The 19,536-nt window shown below is 66.1% G+C and carries 16 protein-coding genes and 1 pseudogene; 7 read left to right on the top strand and 10 right to left on the bottom strand.

Annotated elements, in window-relative coordinates; genetic code table 11:
- Positions 1–16 precede the first annotated feature (16 nt).
- On the top strand, positions 17–1,000 hold the full coding sequence (locus FFT10_RS26070; protein ID WP_137735811.1) for a Bug family tripartite tricarboxylate transporter substrate binding protein: 984 nt from the start codon (positions 17–19) through the stop codon (positions 998–1,000).
- 20 nt (positions 1,001–1,020) lie between these two features.
- On the opposite strand, the gene FFT10_RS26075 is transcribed toward FFT10_RS26070, so the two are convergent.
- Positions 1,021–1,743 (bottom strand): Crp/Fnr family transcriptional regulator, encoded by a 723-nt coding sequence (locus FFT10_RS26075; protein WP_137735812.1) that lies wholly within the window; start codon positions 1,741–1,743, stop codon positions 1,021–1,023.
- 44 nt (positions 1,744–1,787) lie between these two features.
- On the opposite strand from FFT10_RS26075, the gene FFT10_RS26080 reads away from it, so the two are divergent.
- Positions 1,788–2,078 (top strand): hypothetical protein, encoded by a 291-nt coding sequence (locus FFT10_RS26080; protein ID WP_137735813.1) that lies wholly within the window; start codon positions 1,788–1,790, stop codon positions 2,076–2,078.
- Positions 2,079–2,452: 374 nt separating this feature from the next.
- Complete coding sequence (locus FFT10_RS26085; RefSeq protein WP_137735814.1) at positions 2,453–4,078, top strand: hybrid sensor histidine kinase/response regulator; 1,626 nt, start codon at positions 2,453–2,455, stop codon at positions 4,076–4,078.
- A gap of 695 nt (positions 4,079–4,773) precedes the next feature.
- Here the strand turns inward: FFT10_RS26085 and rbp are convergent.
- Positions 4,774–5,121, bottom strand: coding sequence for an RNA-binding regulator (gene rbp, locus FFT10_RS26090; RefSeq protein ID WP_137735815.1), 348 nt, complete (start codon positions 5,119–5,121; stop codon positions 4,774–4,776).
- 104 nt (positions 5,122–5,225) lie between these two features.
- Entirely contained in the window at positions 5,226–5,435 is a 210-nt protein-coding gene (locus tag FFT10_RS28485; RefSeq protein WP_137735816.1) for a hypothetical protein, read from the bottom strand.
- A 490-nt stretch (positions 5,436–5,925) separates the two neighbouring features.
- Here FFT10_RS28485 and FFT10_RS26100 point away from each other — a divergent pair, with 490 nt between their 5' ends.
- Positions 5,926–9,405: a caspase family protein gene (locus FFT10_RS26100; protein ID WP_162520932.1), complete on the top strand. Its 3,480-nt coding sequence runs from the start codon at positions 5,926–5,928 to the stop codon at positions 9,403–9,405.
- A gap of 6 nt (positions 9,406–9,411) precedes the next feature.
- Here the strand turns inward: FFT10_RS26100 and FFT10_RS26105 are convergent, their stop codons facing one another.
- Positions 9,412–11,079: a hypothetical protein gene (locus FFT10_RS26105; RefSeq protein WP_137735818.1), complete on the bottom strand. Its 1,668-nt coding sequence runs from the start codon at positions 11,077–11,079 to the stop codon at positions 9,412–9,414.
- 173 nt (positions 11,080–11,252) lie between these two features.
- On the opposite strand from FFT10_RS26105, the gene FFT10_RS26110 reads away from it, so the two are divergent.
- The 3 genes from FFT10_RS26110 to FFT10_RS26120 all read left to right on the top strand — a co-directional run bounded on the left by FFT10_RS26110 (position 11,253) and on the right by FFT10_RS26120 (position 14,846).
- A complete protein-coding gene (locus FFT10_RS26110) occupies positions 11,253–11,930 on the top strand; it encodes a DUF1353 domain-containing protein (RefSeq protein ID WP_228027327.1) in 678 nt (225 codons plus the stop codon).
- Between the two features lie 293 nt (positions 11,931–12,223).
- The gene (locus tag FFT10_RS26115) at positions 12,224–12,793 is read left to right on the top strand and encodes a methanogen output domain 1-containing protein (RefSeq protein ID WP_228027328.1); all 570 of its coding nucleotides are present in this window, start codon (positions 12,224–12,226) and stop codon (positions 12,791–12,793) included.
- 58 nt (positions 12,794–12,851) lie between these two features.
- Positions 12,852–14,846 carry a hybrid sensor histidine kinase/response regulator gene (locus FFT10_RS26120; RefSeq protein ID WP_137735819.1) on the top strand — a complete coding sequence of 665 codons (1,995 nt, stop codon included), beginning with the start codon at positions 12,852–12,854 and terminating at the stop codon, positions 14,844–14,846.
- 761 nt (positions 14,847–15,607) lie between these two features.
- Here FFT10_RS26120 and FFT10_RS26125 read toward each other — a convergent pair.
- The 6 genes and pseudogenes from FFT10_RS26125 to FFT10_RS28495 form a co-directional block, all read right to left on the bottom strand.
- On the bottom strand, positions 15,608–16,003 hold the full coding sequence (locus tag FFT10_RS26125) for a hypothetical protein (RefSeq protein WP_162520933.1): 396 nt from the start codon (positions 16,001–16,003) through the stop codon (positions 15,608–15,610).
- Complete coding sequence (locus FFT10_RS26130; RefSeq protein ID WP_137735821.1) at positions 16,000–16,386, bottom strand: hypothetical protein; 387 nt, start codon at positions 16,384–16,386, stop codon at positions 16,000–16,002. The genes FFT10_RS26125 and FFT10_RS26130 overlap by 4 nt, the downstream gene beginning before the upstream one ends.
- Positions 16,387–16,397: 11 nt before the next feature.
- Positions 16,398–17,858, bottom strand: coding sequence for an AAA family ATPase (locus FFT10_RS26135; RefSeq protein WP_137735822.1), 1,461 nt, complete (start codon positions 17,856–17,858; stop codon positions 16,398–16,400).
- Between the two features lies 1 nt (position 17,859).
- Complete coding sequence (locus FFT10_RS26140; RefSeq protein ID WP_228027329.1) at positions 17,860–18,663, bottom strand: metallophosphoesterase; 804 nt, start codon at positions 18,661–18,663, stop codon at positions 17,860–17,862.
- On the bottom strand, positions 18,660–19,136 hold the full coding sequence (locus FFT10_RS26145) for a hypothetical protein (RefSeq protein WP_137735823.1): 477 nt from the start codon (positions 19,134–19,136) through the stop codon (positions 18,660–18,662). The genes FFT10_RS26140 and FFT10_RS26145 overlap by 4 nt, the downstream gene beginning before the upstream one ends.
- A gap of 36 nt (positions 19,137–19,172) precedes the next feature.
- A pseudogene (locus FFT10_RS28495) lies at positions 19,173–19,536 on the bottom strand (hypothetical protein); the annotation flags it as partial.

The raw sequence follows: 19,536 nt of genomic DNA on the forward strand, positions 1-19,536 counted from the left end.
TGGATTGAAATCAAGAATGAAACTGTTTCGACACGTTCTCCGGAGCACCGCCGCGGCATTGCTGCTCATCTCGTACGCAGTGGGCTCCACCGCATTTGCCGACGCTGCCTATCCGACCCGCCCGATCAAGCTGGTGGTGCCCTACCCGGCAGGCGGCGCGTCGGACGCCGTTGCGCGCATGATCGGCGAGAAGCTCCAGCAGGCCTGGGGCCAGCCGGTGATCATCGACAACCGCCCTGGCGCTTCAGGGATGATCGGCACCCAGGCGGTCACAAGGGCCCCGGCGGATGGCTACACGGTGCTGGTCCACAACACGGTGCTGATCCAGCAGCCCGCCGTGATGGAGAAGCTGCCGTACGACCCGTTCAGCGACCTGCTGCCTGTCGTTTTGACGCTCCGCACGAACAACCTGTTCGTCGTACCGGGTGACTCACCTGCGAAGACGCTCAAGGAGTTCATTGGCCTTGCCAAGGCGAACCCGAAACAGCACAACTACGGCAGCTACGGAATTGCCAGCGCGGCTCATCTTCATGGTGAACTGTTCAGACAACAGGCGGGCGTCGATCTGGCACATATTCCATTCCAGGGGTCTGCACCCATAGTGACCAGCCTCGCCGGCGGCCAGCTGTCGAGCGCCTTCATCGATATCCCCACCGCTCTGCCACACATCAAGTCGATGCGTGCGCTTGCCGTGGCGGGCTCCCAGCGCATTCCGGAGCTGCCAGACGTTCCGACCTTCACGGAACTTGGCTACCGATCATTCGAGCCCTCCGGCTGGCATGGCATGTTCATGCCCGCCGGCACGCCGCCCGCCGTCGCACAGAAGTTCGCCCAGGGAGTGAGCAGCGCATTGCGCATGCCCGACGTGGCTGCCAAGCTGAGGGCACTGGGGGTCAGCCCCGGTGGCGGTACGCCCGACGAGTTCGTCCGCCAGATCAAGGACGACGCACCGGTCTATGCCGAGATCGCCAGGACGGCCAACATTCGCATCACGCCGTGAACCGGCGCCTGCGCCTGAAATCACCGTGATCCATCGGGTGGCAGCAGCGCGAGCCTTTGCAGCGCATTCAGGTCCAACAGTGTGATGCATCCATAGGACACACGGAGCAGACCATCCAGCTCCCATTGCTTCAACTGCCGGTTCACGCTCTGCCGCGAAGCTCCGAGCATGTGGCCCAGCGACTCCTGGGACACCTTCAGTTCGGGCAGGGGCACGGCGTGGCCGCCAGCGGCACGTTCGTGCGTGACTGCCAACAAATGAGCCAGCCGAACCGACAAGGGCTGCAGGATGGTGGCGTCCATGCGTTCGATGGCCCACTTGTACCGAAAGCAGACGAGCCGCAAGAATTCGAGCACGTGCTCGGGCCGCTTGTTGACAATGTCCTGAAGGCGCCGCGCACTGACCACCAACAGTTCAGCATCGGTCAGGGCCTTGGCATCGTGAACGCGCGGTGCCTGGATGAAGACGGTGAGCTCCCCGAACCAACGACCACCTTCAACCACTGCCAGCACAGCTTCCCTGCCGCTGGCGGAAGTCGTGCTCAGTTGAACGGCGCCTCGTTCCACGCAGAAGATCGAGTCGGGGCGTGATCCCCGGGTGTAAAGCGTTTCTCCCTTGTTCAGCTGCCGTCGTCTTGCGGCATCGCGGAGCACTTGATCCAGCGGCTGCGAAAGCCGGTCAGGAGCGCGATCCGCCGGCGCCTTGCTCACAGCCTGCTTGGTAACCCGGTGTTGGATGGGCATGTCGTGAAGTCGTCAAGCTGATCAGGCCTTCCGGATACGAGGCCGTGACGATCAAGATCGAACCGTGCGCCCTGCTGGCCGAAACCGGAGCGGCTGCAAACGTCGGGATGCATGATGGTGCTAGCCCACAATCACTGATTGTCCGCTCTTTGGTCGGGTCGATTTTCAGTTCGGCCTGGCGACTGACCGCGGTCAGTCTGGACCAGCCGCTCGTCATGAAGAGTGCTTGCGGCGCCTCTGGGTCGGCCAGCGCCTGTCAGGCGCGCGATCTCACCGCCGAAAAGTTGACCTTCAGGTTGTTCGACCGGGAATCCGACGTTCGCGGTGGGCAGTGAACGACCCACACCTGCCCGTCGACGCGCTCCGAAGCTGTCCTCCGACCAGCCCGGGTCCTTCACGATCCGCGTCTACGAAGCCGCCGTTCGAGGGCTGCAGCAGTCGGCCACAAGCAGTTTTTTGCCTGAGGCACAGGGACGCCGGCTCGAACTGCCCTGGCCAGGCCCCTGAGGACGCGGATGGATGCGTCTGCGTAGGTACTGCTGTGCTTGTTGGGGATGCACCCGAGTTGAGGGAGTCTGCCCAAGAGGTTCAGTCCCCTTGCCTGCCAACCGGTGCGAGCGCCGTGACGTTTCAGCGGAACCCGGCGGGGCCGCTCGCTCGTCTACCACTCCCCCTTGACGCACCTGGCGCCCTCTGTCGATGATGAGCGATGCCACCCGGTTCAGGCCCCACCGAACGAGAGCAGGCACTCGCCGAGGCGCTGGCCCGGTCGCAACACGAGCTCGAACGCCTGCAGCGGCGCTTTCGAAGCGCCTTCGGCCACCAATTCCAATTCATGGCCATCCTGGCGCCCGACGGCCGGGTGCTCGACTTCAACGCCCAACTGGTCCCCGGCACGGAACTGCCGCGCACAGCCATCGTCGGCCAGCTGTTCTGGCACACACCCTGGTGGCGGGACCAGCCCGAGATGCAGGCCGAATGGCCTCACCGACTTGCCGCTGCCGCCGCTAGTCCGGCACCGGTGGTCAGCGAGGACCGCTACACATCCTCGACCGGCCAGACCCGCTGGGCCTCGGCGGCCGTGCATGCGGTGCGTGACGAGCACGGGGTACTGGACTGCTACATCGTCCAGGCCACCGACACCACCGAGCAGCGCGAAGCCGAAGCGTTGAAGACCGCGATGGAGGACCAGCTGCGCGAAACACAGAAGCTGCAGGCCATAGGCACCCTGGCCGGCGGCATCGCCCACGATTTCAACAACATCCTGGGCGCCATCATCGGCAACGTGGCGCTGGCCCGCGGCATGCTTGACGCCGGGCATGCCGCACAGCAGCCGCTAAGACGAGTGAAACGGGCCAGCCTGCGCGCGCGCAGTCTGGTGCAGCAGATCCTGGCCTTCAGTCGCCAGCAACCGCTGGCCCTGCGCCCACAGCCGCTGCAACCCGTGGTTCTGGAGACGGTGGCGCTGTTGAAAAGCACCCTGCCTGCCGATGTGCAGCTGAACACGCGCCTGCCTGCCGCCGCGCTGTGGGTGCGGTGTGACGCCACGCAGATACAGCAGGTGCTGATGAACTTGTGCACCAATGCCTGGCACGCGTTGCACGGCGGGCGCGGCCGCATCGAGGTCGGGCTGGAAGCGGTGGGCGACAGTGAACGTGTGCACCTGTGGGTGCGCGACGACGGCATGGGCATGGACACCGCCACCCGAGCACGCATCTTCGAGCCCTTCTTCACCACCAAGTCCACCGGCCAGGGCACCGGTCTGGGTCTATCCGTGGTGCACGGCATTGTCGTCAGCCATGGAGGCACGGTAGCGCTGGACAGCAGTCCGGGCCTGGGCTCAGTGTTCCATGTGCACCTGCCAAGCGCAGACCCGCAGGCCGACGCCGAAAGCGAAGTGGTCTCGGGCTACAGCACGGTCTTCGGCGCCTTCGACGCTGGCGACGACGACGCCGGCGAGGGCCGCGGTCGGCATGTGCTGGTGCTGGACGACGACGAGTCCATGGGCCTGGTGTCAGCGGAGCTGCTGGAGCGCGCGGGCTACCAGGTCAGCGTCTTCAACGACCCGGAACTGGCGCTGCAAGCACTGCGCGCCGCGCCCGAGGCCTGCGACGTGCTGGTCACCGACTTCAACATGTCCGGCCGCAATGGGCTGGATGTGGTGCGCGAGCTGGCTGCCATGCGGCCCGACCTACCGGTGGTGCTTAGCTCGGGCTACTTCGACGATGCGCTGGTGGCCGCGGCGCGGGCCCTGGGGGTGCGCCATCTGCTGGGCAAGGAGAACACGCTCGACCACCTGTGCCAACGGGTCGCCGAAGCACTGGCCGAGCGCTGACCTGCGGGGGCAGATGGGCAGATGCCCGGGCAGCCAGGTGGCGGCGCTGTCCCTCAGCAGTAGCGCGCCATCTGTACCGCCGGCCAACTTGTGCCCTCTGCGGCAAGGCCGCCACCGGGCGCCGGTGTGCGGGGCCGACCGGCAGCTGTGTGGCGCAGAGATTAGGACAGCGCATGTCCCTTCAGGGGTCGGCCAGCGACAGCAGGGTGAGAGATCTCAAAGCCTGAAAGCTGACATTTACATTGAGCGACTGGAAAGCCGACAGCCGCAGTCGGCAGTGATCGACCCACACCTGCCGGCCGGGTTGCTCCAAAGCGGCCGGACGGCGAGCCGCCGATTTTCTTGTTTCTCTTCTACGAAGCGGCCGCTCGTGACCTCACAGACCCGGCCATTTCCGGTCGGTCGCCCCACGCGCCCAGTCGCAGCCTCGGCGGGCACCTGAACGCCAGTTTTCCGGCGTCGAGTTTGGAGCCGCCTATGGCTTGACCCGGCGAGGCGCGGACAATGGCAAAGGGCTGTCATCGGGTAAGCCAATGCCGCCTTGGCCACCGCCTGCGCCGCCACCGAGATGGGTATGAACCGCATGGTTGCGCTGCGCCTGCTGAAGCGGGCCTTTTCTCGCATCCGGTACGCGTGCGAGGATTAAAAAAGGCCGTCTCGCAGAGACGGCCTTTTGGTTGTGGGGCAGGCTGCGATCAGCCTCGGCCGCCGAAGCCGTCCGTCCCGTACCCTACGTCCGAGCGATTGGAGGCGCGGTAGCCGTGGGAACCGTTGCCGCCCGGGGTGGCGCGGTCTTCACGGGGGCGCGCCAGACTCACGCTGATGGCGCGGCCATCGACGGACATGCCGTTCAAACCGGCAATCGCGGCCTGGGCAAATTCGGCCGACTCCATCTCGACGAAACCGAAGCCTTTTGACTTGTTCGTGTCGCGGTCCATCATGACCTTGGCGGAGGACACTTTGCCGAACTCGCCAAAGTTGCTTCTGAGGCTGGCATCGGTGACGGAGAAGGGCAGGTTGCCCACGAAGATCTTGGTGCTCATGATGAGCCTTTCATTGAATCAGGACGCATCCATCGCGATGCGTGCGAGCGAACCAGAAGTCCGCGAGGTCGAAGCTGGGCTTTAACTGCCATGGGGAGCAGTTGTCAGCACGACGGGGGATTCGGCATGCAGGTCTGCAGCCATCCTTGTGTGACGGCGAACAGTTGCGCAGCATCGCGTGAAGAGAATGTCGTGTTCGACCTGAACACCCGGCAGTAGCTGCCTTCTCCCTTCGAGCGTTGGACCGAGAAGGAGGCACGAAAGCGGCCGCAGTCGGTCGGGTGTGTCGTGGGCGAAACGACGTACTTGCCCATGGGAAATTGACTTGAAATCGTATGCAATCAGAAATGCAGGCGAGGGGCCTGCGTGAGCATGGTGGCTCGGTCGGCTGCTGCTCAGCTAGCCAAAAGGCGACGTCGTCGCAAAGTCGACCGGCTGGAGGCTGCCACTTTGGTTGGCAACGCGCCGGCGAGACGGCATTGTATCGCTCTCGCGCTCACCTTTGCCGGCATGTCCTGCTGACATGTGTGTGCGCTCAATCGGCCGGAGGTGCTCCCCCATGCCGTCGGCGTCCCGTTGTTGCTGTGCGTGGCGCACTGCAAGACAGGCCGTCATCAAGGGTGCGCTGATGTGCGAGGTTGTTGGCGCCGACCGGAAACTGAGCCCGTCTGCACGTTTGGCACAGAGCAGTTCCGATTGGCGCCACCAACACCCGACTCAAGTCGTGCGCGTCAGCAGGCGGCGCCGGACGAGGGCACACAATTCAAGGCCGAGGTCCAGATGAAGTCGTTCCAGGACTGCCCCATGCCACCATCTCCCACGATCCAGGAGCACCTGATCAACACGCTGTGTCAGAGCGGAATCGCACTGGTTCTCTGGCTGGTGACCTTCACGGGTGCGGCACAGTCTGCGCAGCCGCTGGCCCGGCTCGATGACCCGTTCTCGTCTGCCCTGTGGGCCATCGGGACCGATGCGAACGAGCAGGTCCTCGTGGCCGCGCTGGCCAGTCAGTCCTATGCCGCATGGGCGCTGGACTCGCGGCCTGACCCCGTGGTTCGCCACCTCTTCGACGCAGGCTTTGAAGCGCGTCGCGCCCGGGCCATGGCGGTGGCTCCGGACGGCGAAACAATCGCCTATGCCACGCCGGTGGCCACCGCCAGTGGCAAGGCAGCCATCCAGCTCCTTGACCGGCGCAGTGGCCGCGTGCTGCGGACGTTCGGCGGTTTGCCGAGCCGCGCGCAGGCGCTGCGGTTCTCCCCCGACGGTGCGTTTCTGGCCGCTGCCTTGAGCCACGGCTGTGGCGTGCGAGCCTGGGTCGTGGCGGACGGATCGCCGTCTGGCGAGAGCATGGACGATCCCGCAGCCTGCACCGGGGCATCGGCCACGGTCCCGCCACCGGGTCACGCGAACAGCGCGGGCAACGCGCTGGCCGTCCTGGTCACTCCGAACCCAGACGCCTGGATCATCGCAGCGGGCGATGCTGGTGTCATGGTCTACCGCCGGGCTGGCGCAGGCATCGAACGCGTCGCGCGACGCAGCCCGGCGGAGGTGAGCCTCGAGCTGCCTTCTTCGCTGGCGCTGGCGCCAGACATGCAGGCAGTTGCCGTCGGATCCAGGCGCAAGGCCGGCGTGTCGACCAATGCGCTGCCTGCAGTGGCTGTGCTGTCGCTGCCGACGCTCGAGCCGCTCGCTGGCATCGCTGTGCTCGACAACGCGGTCGATTTCCCGGACGCGCTGGATCCCGCCGTCACACCGTCGGCTGCGCAGTTCGATCTCGCGCGCGTCGCCTGGGCCCGGATCGGCACGGCATCCTGGCTTGTTGCGGGCGGTGCCCTGCCTTGTCTGGCCTTGCGCGCAGAGATCATCACGGGGCAGGGCGCCATGGTCGGGAGGCGCGAGAACTGCGCCTTGGCCTGGCGCACTGACACACCCGCACAAGCGCCCCGCGCACTGCGTGTCGGCACAGACCGGATCGCTGACATCGCGGCCCTGCCACGCCGCGGCGGCTTTGCCTTCGGCTCAAACCGCAGCGTCGTGGGCTTGGATCCTGCCGGGGAGCGTCTGCTGGTCGGTGGTTCCATGCCCGTGGCGATGGCGTTCGACAGTGCCGGTGTCGACTTGCGTCAGCGCGTCGGCGACGACGGCCTGCCGCTGCCGTTCGACGTGTCCGACGATGCCTCGACCGTCCACCTGGTCGACTACCGGCATGTTGAAGACCGACCGCTGCGGTTGTTGTTCGATGCGCGGCGGTTGCAGGTATCGGCGGGGACTTCGCCCGCGCTTCGCCGTGTTGCCGACGAGCGGGGCCTGATCGAGCCGCGTGCCAGCTGGGTCAACGGCGCACGCCCGCCGGACATCCGCGGTCGCTTGGCGACGGGCTGGCGTGTCGACGCAGACGAACTGCACCGTGAAGCCGTGGTCCTGCGTGGCAACCGCGTCGCAGTCGCGTCGTCGGATCACATCCGCGTTGTCGATGCATCCAGGGATGATCCGTTCGTTGCCTGCGCGCTTCGGGTCACCAATGAGGCGTTGCGGATCAATGGCTCTACCGACGGCAAGACGCTGGTTGTGGCCCACGGGGATGCGGTGCTGCGCTGGTACCGCGTGGTGGACCTGGCGCGGGACGCGTCAGGGCGTTCGCGCTGCAGCCTGGAAGAGCGCCTGGCTGTGCATCTGCGCCGCGCGAGCAGTGAGGCCGGCAGCCCAGATCAGCTGCGGGAGGGCGACTGGAGCTGGGTGGCCTGGTTGCCCGAGACGGGCGAGTTCGCATCGGATGCGCGCTCGCGAAACCGCTTGCGCTGGCAGTTGACTGACCAGAAGTGCCAGCGTCAACTGGTGACATTCGGCGCGCTGACGGCAGAACTCTACGATCCCGAGGCGGTGCGGACTGCACTGGACGACGGTCGCCGTGCCGCGCCTGCGGGCACGGCCGCCACCGGTCCGATCACGGAGCGGCTGGCCGGGCGCTGTGTCGGGGCGGACGTCACCGTCCTGGCGCCTCGGGCGAAGACGCGGCTCGAGCGCCCCTTGATCGCCGTGCGGTTGGATGTGCGCGGAACCGAAGCCGGACCTGTCTCCATCCAGGCGACGGATGGCACGGGCGTGCGTCTGCCCAAGGTGCATGCCGGCCAGCGATTGGGCCCCGATGTGCCGCTGGTGGTGCGCGGGGACGGCGAAGTCGCCCTTCAAGTCGACCTGACAGGGCGAACGCCTGGTCCTGGGACAGACTTCCATGTGTGCTTCCTGGTGGGCGACGCGCCGACCTGCCACGCGCTGACGTGGGCCGGAGAGCCACCGCGCCCACCCCCGCGTCGACTATGGGCGGTGCTGGTCGGTGTGGCCGATTACGGTGGTGGTCCTGGGGCCATGCCGGCGAGTCTGCGTTTCGCGCACAACGACGCGATCGACCTTGCGCGGCTGCTGGTTGCCGACCATCAGCGCGGTGGTGCTGCTCGCGACTATGAACAGCTGTCGATCGACCTCTTCGTTGCACCGGCGGCGGCGGATGCCAGCCCGGCGGCCCAAGAGCTGCGCCAGCTCGCGTCCATCGGTCTGGTTCGATCCCATCCGGTCGAGGCCGCGGGCATCCTCAACGCCATCGATCGGATCGAGGCAGAGATCAAGCGCTTGCCCCCGGCAGACGATCTGTTCGTCTTCTGGTTCTCAGGGCACGGCTTGGCCAACCCCACCAGCGCAGGCAAGGGGTACTCACTGCTGCTGCTCCCTCGGCCTGCTGCCGCAGGCGGATCGACGTCGGGCCTTCCACCCAGTCTGTCCAGCCAGCAGTTACTCGACGCGGTGTCCAGGCTCGAAGGTGACCGGCTGCTTGTCTTCGATGCCTGCCGAAATCTGTCGCCAGATCCGCGCGCAGCACCGTTCGACGCAGCCAAGATGCGCGGCGAGTTCGAGACAGCGCTTCCCTCCGCACACCTGATGTTCAGCGCGGATGCCGGCCAGCGTGCTCGGGAGAGTCCCGAGCACGCATTCAATGCGGAGCGGGACCCGGCGCGGCGCGGCAACGGACTGTTCAGCTATGCCTTTCTGCGTGGTGCGCTGAACCAGGACGCAGACCGCATCGGCCAGCTCCACCGACCCGGTCGGATCACGGTGGACGAGGTGTCCCGCCACATCGAGTTCTTCTTCCGTCAATTGCAGGCCGACCATCCCACCTTCGATCCGCAAGACCCGGTCTACGTGCCCGCACACCGCGGTCGCCGAACAGTGCTCCGTTCTCTGGACACGGTGGCGGGGCCGCTGCCAACGGTCAGCCGCCGCGATCGATGATGCCGTTCAGGGGCCGAGACAGGCATGGGCCATGGCCTCGTCGCTCCTGGATCGAAGCGACGCGAGCGCCAGCCTGACGCTGGACCGCTGCGACTGCGCGCCTGCGAGCAGGTCCGCGTAGCGGTCGTAGTGGCCTGTGACGGACAGGCGCGACGCGGCGACCTGCCGCGCGGCGACACCTGGCGGAAGGTCGAATCGCAACTCCATCGATTCCCCCATGGCCAGCCGCACGGGCGATGGCTGTGCATCTTGCCGGGCCGATGCCGGTAGCGCCACACGTGTCAAGGCGTCGATCTCGGTGCCGTCCTTCAACACCAGGCGCAGGCCGACCCGGCGGATCGTGGCGATCTCCGCCTCGTGCTCGATCAGGCGGAACCGCCCGACAAAGCCGGCGAATTGGCGTGTCTCGGTCGCCTCCCGGTCTGCGCCGTTCGCCTTGTCGATGACCTTGCCGGTGTCGATCCAGCGCCGCGCGACAGTGTCCCAGCGTTCAAGGACCGGGCAGGAACCGGCGCCAGATGACATCGTCATCGACAGGAAGCTCGCCGCCGAGCCTTCGAGTGTCAGAGGCTTGCCATTGATGCTCAGGCCAGCCACGGCAATCTCGGGCCCCCAGTGGTAGGCGCGGGTCGACGGCACGCCGGTCTTCGCGTCTGCAAAAGCTTCACGTTGGCCGTCACCGACCAGCCAGCTCAGGCGCACCGGGACGATGGCCCGCCGGCCCGGGTCCAGCGTGCCGAGCGCGCCCGTCACCGCCTGCTGCGGCGTCGCCGCCGCATCGAGAGGTGTGGGCCGCAGCCGTTGCGCCCCGCCCATGACGCCGAGCAGGGCATCGACGGCCAACGGCCGCTGGCCGCGGTTCTCCACGACCACCACGTCCATCACCGGCTCGCGCGGCCAATAGCTGAAGTCCCACCACTTGGTGAAGCCGCAGGACGGCGCAACGTCGCGCCGGCCCTTGATGACGATGAAGTCGGACGGCCAGCCACCCCGCGCCAGTTCGCGGTAGAGCCGGATCTCGCGCGGCGGTGTGCCGGTACGAAAGCCAGTGAACTGGTTTCCGAATCGCGGGCCCACGATCAGCTTGTTGTACTCGGCCACCTTGTCCGCATACCGCTCGAGGTCGTCCAGCGTCATGTAGCGCCAGATGAACTCCTCGCTGATGGTGCGATAGCCGGTCGGCACTGCAGCTGGTGAAGTCAGGCCGGCCAGCGCCTGTGGATCGGGGAAGTCGACCGGGGGATTTTCTGGCGCCAGCAACCCCGTGACGGTCGGAATCTCAGCCCCTGCCATTTGGGCGCTGGTGATCTCCTGGGTGGTCGAGCTGAGCGACGCGTACCCGCCCATGCCGTCGGCCGACAAACTGATCCCATGGGCCTGCGTCAGCCGAAGGAATTCTTCGGCGACCGGATTGCGCACGACGCGTGCGTTGCCCAGCACAGGATGCAGGGCCGCGGGCATCCTGCCTGCCAGCAGCCCGGCGGCGACCTGGTCGCTCAGCCGCAAGAACTGCACGGAGACCCGCACGCCTGCGTCCCGCTCGCACAGATACTGCCGCAGCCTGACAGGTGGGTCGTTGCTGCCGCCGAGCTTGACTTCGCGGGTGTCTCGCAGGCAATCAGCAGCCGCCTGCACAGCCGGCACAGCCAGGACCAGCGCGGCCGCCAGGACCATGGCTGCCCTGCCAGTGTTCGAAGACGAACCACTCTCGCCCACTTGCAAGCACTGCATCGTGTCCTCCGTATCCCCGGCCCGGCGGCAATCGGTGGTCACGCCGCCATGGTTCCCTAAACCCGAGGATACGCCCGCTGCTACGATGATGTCGACGTGTTGCGAGGAGCCGAGCTGTGTCAGACAAACCGACAAACGGTGACCGCAGGTCTTTGGTGATCGGCAGCGTGGCGTTCTGCTCAGCCTGGGTTGTGCCGACGGCGTTGCGAGGGCAGTCCGCGGCAGCGTCTGCAGAACCGCCAGGTCTGCCCGCGCAGGCGAGAGGTCTGCCGGAGGTCAGTCCCGATGCGTGGTATTCGCAGCTCGTCGCCGGGCGCGACCTCGGACGACCGCTTGCCATCTCGCGGTTCCTGGATCGGGTGTGGTGGCTCAACGACGACGCTTGGTGGGAGCCTGCCGGCCAACCGGCAGCCCGGGTGACCGCACCGCGCGGTTTCGTGACCGATCTGGCGAGCATCCCGCGCCTGTTCTGGTCGGTCCTGGCGCCGGATGATCAGTACGCTTACGCAGCAGTGATCCATGACTGGCTGTACTGGTCGGGACAGCACCGTGGACAAGCGCTACTCCGCCGGGACGCGGACGCGATCATGGTGGCAGCGATGCGCGAGCTCCAGGTGTCCGAATGGAAGATCGAGGCGATCGACTTGGCGCTGAACCACTTCGGACAGGCTGCATGGGACGACAACGCCCGGCGGCGCAGTGATGGCGAGAAGCGGGTGCTGCGGGTGTTCCCGCAGTCGCCGCAGGTCCGATGGAGCGACTGGCGTCTGCAACCCGACGTGTTCGTCGATTGACCGAGGCCTTTCAGATGGCTGCCCAGCGATGACCTGCACGGTCCATCGACGGTGCTGCTCGGTTCTCCGAGCGCAGTGGACGATGGCTCCAGCACGGCCTGCGACAGTCTCAGCGCTGGGGTGTTGACCAACGCGCGCACGGCTCTGCCTGGCTCACGGCGCTGCACCAGGCGCAGCGACTGGATCAAGCGTGCACCTTCAACCCCCCGGCCTGGGTGGCGGCCCCTTTGTGGTCAGGTGTCCGATTGGGTTACCCTGAAATCCTCGGACTTGCCCGTGATGGAGGAGCACCCATGACCCGGGGATTGTTTCCAGCTTCAGCGGCACCAGACCAGTCGGCGGCATCTGGCGACGACGCAGCAGCAGCACCATTTGAGCTCGACCGCGACCTCTTTCTGCGGACCTTGCTGCGCGAGCTGACGGGGACGCTGGAGGATGTGGTGGGGCTGGACGAGGCCGCCGGCTTCATCAGCGTGGTCGGCCAGCGCATCGGCGAGCAGATCAATGCCGGCTACCGGCGCGACCTGGCGCTCCCGGTGCTGAGCCGCGCGCAGGTGGCCGATGTGCTGGTCGACCTCAAGCGACGGATTGACGGTGACTTCCGCGTTGTCGAGCAAGACGACACGCGCATCGTGCTGGAGAACCGTCGCTGCCCGTTTGGCGACAAGGTCATCGGCCGGCCATCGCTGTGCATGATGACCTCCAACGTCTTCGGTGTCATCGCAGCCGAGAACCTGGGTCAAGCCAAGGTTGAACTGGCGCAGACGATCGCCGGTGGTGCCCCTGGCTGCCGTGTGGTGGTGCATTTGCAGCGCACGGCGCAGGCCGATGCGGCCACGGGCCGTGAGTATTTCAAGGTCTAGAACGAGACCATGTCCCTCCTGCTTCGAGTGAGACCCTGTCCATCCGCAGGTGCGCGCGATGCGACCGTTGCTTGACGTCCTGCCGGAACAGCTGTTGCTGTTGGACCTGCAGGGCTGCGTCCTGCACGTCAACCGCGCCGCTGCGCAATGGCTGGGCGTGACGGCCCAGGACATGGTTGGCCAAGCCTTCGAGACACTGTGCGCTGACCCGTCTGACACCGTCATCGCCGCGCTGCGGCAAGGCGCACGCAGCACCCATTTCAGCCCGGTCCGGCTGATGCTGAAGCGCGGCGTGGCCGCACTGGACCGCTGTGAGCTCTGCCGCTGTGAGCTGGCGCGTGTCGAGGCCACCAACGAGCACCCGGCAGGCTTGCTCGTCAGGCTGCAGCCGCAGGCGGTTGCGGCCAACCGCTTCCTCGCCCTGAACGAGCGCATCGACGCCCTGTCGCGTGAGGTCGCCCGGCGCCGTGCTGCCGAAGCCGCACTGCGCAGGCAGGGTGAGTGGCTGCGCGTCGTGCTGCGCAGCATCGGTGACGCCGTCATTGCCACGGACGCGCAGGCGCGCGTGGTGCTGATGAACCCGGTGGCCGAGCAGTTGTGCGGTTGGTCCGAGGCCGAAGCGCAGGGCCAGCCGATCACGGCGGTGTTTGCGATCGTGCATGCGCAGACGCGCCAGCCCGCCGCCGATCCAGTGCAGCGCGTGCTGCTGGAGCGTCGCATCGTGGGCCTCGATCCGGAGACCGTGCTGCTGGCACGCGACGGCCGCGAACTGCCGATCGACGACGCCGCGGGCCCCATCCTCGACACCGAGGGCGCCTTGCTGGGTGCGGTGCTGGTGTTCCGCGAAATCAGCGAGCGCGTCCAGGCCGAGCAGGTTCGGCGCACGCTCGAGCAGCAGCTCCGCAATGCGCAGAAGATGGAGGCCGTCGGCACGCTGGCCGGTGGCATCGCGCACGACTTCAACAACGTGCTGGGCGCCATCCTGGCGAACACCGTGCTGGCCGAGGAGGAACTGGCGTCCGACCATCCGGTGCGGCCGCGGCTCGCGCACATCGGGCGTGCCGGCAACCGGGCGCGCGAACTGGTGCGTCAGATCATGGCATTCAGCCGGCGCCAGCCGCAGCTGCTGCGCCGGCAGGTGCTCCAGCCGCTGGTCGAGGAATGCACTGGCCTTCTGCGCAGCACGCTGCCGGCGTCTGCCCAGTTGCGGGTGGTGCTGTGCGACGAGCCCCTGCATGTGCTCGCCGATGCGACGCAGGTCGAGCAGGTGGTGTTGAACCTCTGCACCAACGCATGGCAGGCGCTGCGCGGCAGCAGTGGCCGCATCGGCGTCACGCTGGACGTCTACGAAGGCGATGCGCCAGACGGCCTCGTCGCGGGCTTCGGCCCCTGGCAGCCGGGCCGGTATGCGCGCGTCATCGTCAGCGACGACGGCTGCGGCATGGACGCACAGACCCTGGAGCGGGTGTTCGAGCCGTTCTTCACCACCAAACCCAGGGGTGAGGGCACAGGTCTGGGCTTGGCGGTGGCGCACGGCATCGTCGCTGAGCACCGCGGCGTGCTCACGGTGCACAGCGCACCGGGCAAGGGGACGCGGTTCGGGTTGCTGCTGCCCTTGGTCAGCGCTGGCGCCGCCGAGTCACTGCCGCTGGCGCTGCCGTCACGGACGCCTGCGCCAGACCGCGGGCAGCATGTTGTCTACATCGACGACGACGAAGTGCTGGTGGCGACCGTCGAGGTGCTGCTGACCCGCGCCGGCTTCCGTGTCAGCGTCTTCGCCAGCCCCCGCGTGGCGCTGCAGGCCCTTGGCGATGCGCTGGTGGATGTGGACATCGTCGTTTCGGACTACAACATGCCCGAGCTCACCGGCTTGGAGGTGGCCACGGAGGTGGCCAGGATCCGGCCGGGTCTGCCCGTCATCGTGAGCTCGGGCTATCTGTCCGAAGACCTGCTGCTGGGGGCCCGAGTCGCCGGCGTGGCGCGGCTGCTGAACAAGGAAGAAACCTATGAGAAGCTGGCCGGGCTCATCGATGAAGTCCTTGCTTCGCGTTAAGCAGGCCGAGATGCACACGCCGGAGTTGTTTTGGCATGGCATTCCGCCTCTAAGAGACGCTCCGCACAAGGCTCCGACCGACAAGGCAGCGCCTTGCGATCCGATCGGTGCCGGACAATTGCGTTCCGAGTTGACGCTTGCAACGAGATCGCATGGTGCCCGTGACCTGTTATGCCTCTTTGCAGGTCGCTTTCGGGCGCACTCATGCCACGGCTTGGGTCAAGCGCCTACGCGCGGTCCAGAGGTGGGCCAGTACGAGCAGGGTGTGCAAATACGGCGTGTTATTCGCCAGCCCCCGGTAGCGGACCTTCGCATGGCTGAACTGCCGGTTGATCACCCGGATCGGATGCTCGACCGCTCGCGCGGATGCTTGCCCTGATCCGCGCCACGTGGTCGGTCAGCTGTTCGACCGGCTAGCTGTGGTCGAGTTACCAACGCTTGCCCTGTTGCATGGCCACGTTCCGGAGGACCTCCGCGTGGGCGTCAGACCGCTTGTCCGCGCCCAGATAGCCTGAATCGCCACACGTTTCGTCTTGCTGCCACTGCAGCATGGCTGTTGGCTTAGACCACGTCGTTGAAGATTCGTGCCGTGTCACGCGCCGTGCCGGAGGGGGGAGTCATCAGTCGAAGGGTGGGAGTCAAACACTGTTCCGTGGCGTTTCCTGGGCTTTGAAACGCATCTGTGAGACCCAGAGAGCGGCTTGGTCGCCCAGATTGCTTATACGCCGCACGCAGCCAGTTCCCTTGGGCTTGTTCATCGCCTATTCGACCTCTCCACGCATCCTCAGGATCCGCTGAACCGCAGGCGTCGCATCCTTGGCACGGATGTCTCCGTGCAGCCCGCGGTTGAGCAGCCAGATGCCATCCGAGTCCGGCTCTGACGGACCCACTAGCTGGTACACGCGGCCACTGTGCGTCGTCATCTCCATGCGGTCCCAGTCGTAGGCAACCAGGGGCGAGGTCAGGCGGCCCTCAACGCCGTCGTGGCCAGTCAGGACGTGGTAGGGGCTGCGGCACTTCGCAAAGCCCGGATGCCAGATCTTCGCGATGGTCCAGCGCACCAGGCGGACCCGAGGCTGCTCAGTGACCGGAGGCATCTCATGGGCGCCGCCGGACACGACGAACAGCAGCAGCTTCCTCTGGATCTCGTCCATCATGACCTCCTTCGCATCAGCCGCTGCAGCGCAGGCGTGAGATCTCGTGACTTGTGACCGCCCAGCCCGACGATGCCGATCCAGTTCAGCTCAGCATCGTCTAAGCCCGGCTGACCGACGAGCTCATACACGCTGCCGCTGTGCGTGGTCGCCAGCCGACGGGCCAGGTCGATGTGCTCGACAGGCGAAGACATCAGCAGACCGACCACTGGGTAGCCCTCGCTGTAGCGTCTGCCGACAAGGCGACGAAACGGCCTGGCGCCAGGCCGATCGTGAATTTGCACGAGCCGCCAGTTGCACAACCGAATGTCCGGCTTGATCTCCGGCGCCGGCAGCTCAGCAACTGCGGTCATCAACCGCTGCAAGTCTCTGTCGATCGTTGTCATGTGAACTCTCGTCAGTGCAGTCCGGCCGCCTGACCGAACTCAAACCCGAGGTCGGCGAGTCGCAGGGCGTTGTCATCCGTCCCGCGCGCTTCCACCGCGCCTGCAAACGCACGCCGCAGCGCCTTGTTGATGACCCGCGGATTGGCCAGCAGCGCGAGCTCCTGCACCAGGTTCTGCTCAGGCCTCGCGAAGCGCTCGAGGCCCAGCTCCTTGCGGATGCTGTCGTGCATTGCCCGCACCACGCCGACTGCTTCCTTGGGCTCCAGATCGCGCACGTGGTGGATCTCGAATCGAGACAACAACGGCCGCTCGATCGGACTCAGGGCGTTTGCGGTGGCGACATAGATGACCCAGCTTCCATCGAAGACGACCTCTGCGGACTTGTCGCGCAGGCTCCTGGCCGTCGATCGCTCCAGCAACGGGATCAGTGAGTCGCGCGGGCGGTACTGACCACTGCGGCTCGGCCCCTTGTCGATCTCATCGAGCACGATCACCGGATTGGCCAGATCTCGATCGGCAAACATCTTGAACAACACGCCGGGCTCTGAGTTGGACCAGTGACGCTCGGTGCCGAGCATGATGCTATTGCTCTCTGCGCTCTCCAGGTGATACGTGTACGAGGGGAGTTCGAGCGCGAGCGCCAGACGCTTGGCGAAGTAGCTCTTGCCCACCCCAGGTCCGCCGGCCAGCAGCAGAGGGTGAATGTTCAGCGCAGAGCTGGTGCATCGTGACAGCGAGCACTGCCTGGCCACGGCTTCGATGACGTGGCCGAAGTTGGGCATCTCGCGCTCAAGCGTCTGCAGCTTTTCTTGCCAGTCTGGCAGCAACATCACCAACCGGGCGGGGCCGCGATCCTGCAGATCCTTCATCGTTCTGGCTCGCTTGCCGTCGTCGCTGTGCTTCGAGATCGCACCGCTCAGCAGTTGATCGATTTTCGATCTCCAGGCATCAAAGGCGTCATCGCCGAACACGTGCATGTGCACACCGCGCGGGCACAGCTCGCCGTGAGCGCGCTTCGTTGGCTCGGTCTTCTCGAGCGCTGGCGCAGGCTTGTGAGAAGGCGAAGCCGCCGGGTATGCATCGCACTTCAACGAAGCGGTCAGGCCTGCGAACGGATTCGGATTTCTATCCTGGCCGCCCTGCTCGTTGTCCTCTTCGTCCCGCTCGGCGCTCTCCTCTTCTCTGGCGTCCCAATCCCGGGCCTCACCTTCAGCCGACTCGGTGCCGATGGCTGCGAGGACTTTGCGGCGTGTCACCGGGTCGAGCAGGCGCCGCGGCAGGGCTGCAGCCGCCTTTGCATAGGCCTCTGCTGGGCTATTCCTCGTGAGCGTCGCGCGGTAGCTGTTCAGCTCCGCAGCAAGCTTCCCCGGCACAAGCAAGTCGTCCAGGCCATTGGCTCCGCCCATCGCGCCCTCCAGCAGCACGATGGGCCTGTAGCCCTGCGGTGGTGGCTCGTTCTTCTTCGCTGCCATCTCACACCTCCAACAGCCTAGTGGGGCTGAAGTCAGGGTTCTCGAAGCCCACTTCGGGGCCAAGCACGCGCGAGCGCGGGTAGCCCCTGGGGTTGCACACGACCCGTGTGCCGCCTAACTCGTAGTCGCTGCTGTTGTGCATGTGCCCATGCACCCAGAGCGCAGCTTTGCCGAAGAACTCGTCGGGCATCTCCGAGGCAAAGCACGGCGACAGCTCGTCACCGCGGTACTTGGGGTGACCGCTCAGTTCACTGGGCGCGTGGTGTGTCACGACGACGGTCGGGCCGTCGTGCGGCTCTGCCAGGCGCTCAGCGAGCCAGCGCCTGCTCGCTTCGTGGTCATGGCGGGTGTCCTCTGGCTCCATCAGCTTCCCCGCATGGAGGACGCACTGGTAGTCATTCAGCCCCCATTTGGCGGCTGCCATGGCTTGCGCCCTCTGGAGTCGGCCATCCTTCTTCCGGGTCAGAAGGTCAAAGTCGGTCCACAGCGTCGATCCCAGAAACCGGACGCCGCCGATCACGACCTGGCCGTTGTCCAAGAGGTGGATGTTTGAGCCGGCGCAGTCCTGGCGAAGCAAGTCGCGCATCAAGCCCCAGTCGTGACCGTAGAACTCATGGTTGCCGGCGACATACACGATCGGCTTGGTCGGAGGGAAGGCCTTGGCAGCCCAGCGCGTGCCGCGCAGACCTTCGGCGATGTCGCCGGCCAGCACGATCACGTCGGACGCGGCGACGGTCTCAGCCTTTGGCTCGAACTTCGCGAACTCCAGATGGAGGTCTGACAGCAGAAGAATCTTGATCTTCATCTCGTCTCCCGAAGGTCTCTGGCCTCACCGCCTCGCTTGGCCAGGCAGGCATCGCACATGCGGCAGCGGTAGCCGCCCAGGTTGCGCAGCGGCCCTGGTGAGGCTCCGCATGTCTCGCAACGCGCGGCCGCAGCGTCCTCGGCCTCGCGCACGATCGCGTACGCACGCTCCCGCACCGATCCAGCAGATGCACCAGGCGTCAGCCTGACGTGCCCCGTCGTCTGCTGCACCACTTGCAGATCCTCCAGGCTGTCTTCTTCATCGACCTGGATGTACAGCCGCAGGCCGCCGAACTTCTCCTTGATCTGCCGGATCTTGATGCCCACGCCGGTCTCGACGGACAGCGCCTGCAGCTTCTTCAGCGCCTCCAGAACGACGTCATTCCATCCGTCACCGTGGCCGCCCGGGATGTCCGGAACCATGGCCGGGTTGGCGTCCAGGAACAGGTACAGCGGGCTCTTCTCTTCGCTCATTTGGATCTCCTTGAGTTGGGCTTCGATGAGATGGGGTCAGCGGGGCAGGGCGATGAAGCTGCCCTGGTCGACGCCGTAGGCGTTGATGCCGCAGCCGGTGGGCTTGCGTAGGCGTTGGTACCCGGCCTGGTAGTCGATGTCGGTGTGGTGATGTCCGTGCACCAGCCAGCGCACGCCCATGCGCACCGCCAAGCTGTCGAGTGCGGCGAAGCCGTGGTCGTGCCAGGAGGGCGCTTCGTGGGTGACGAGCACGTCTGCTTTGCGTGCAGCTAGGGACGCTCTGCACAACACGGCGACCGATATGGCAGCGCCTTGCAATTTGATCGGGGTCGGGCAATTGCGGTCCGAGTTGACGCTTGCAACGAGATCGCAAGGTGCCCGCGACGCGTTGTGCCGCTTG

This window comes from Pseudaquabacterium pictum (assembly GCF_005403045.1).
Classification (GTDB): domain Bacteria; phylum Pseudomonadota; class Gammaproteobacteria; order Burkholderiales; family Burkholderiaceae_C; genus Pseudaquabacterium; species Pseudaquabacterium pictum.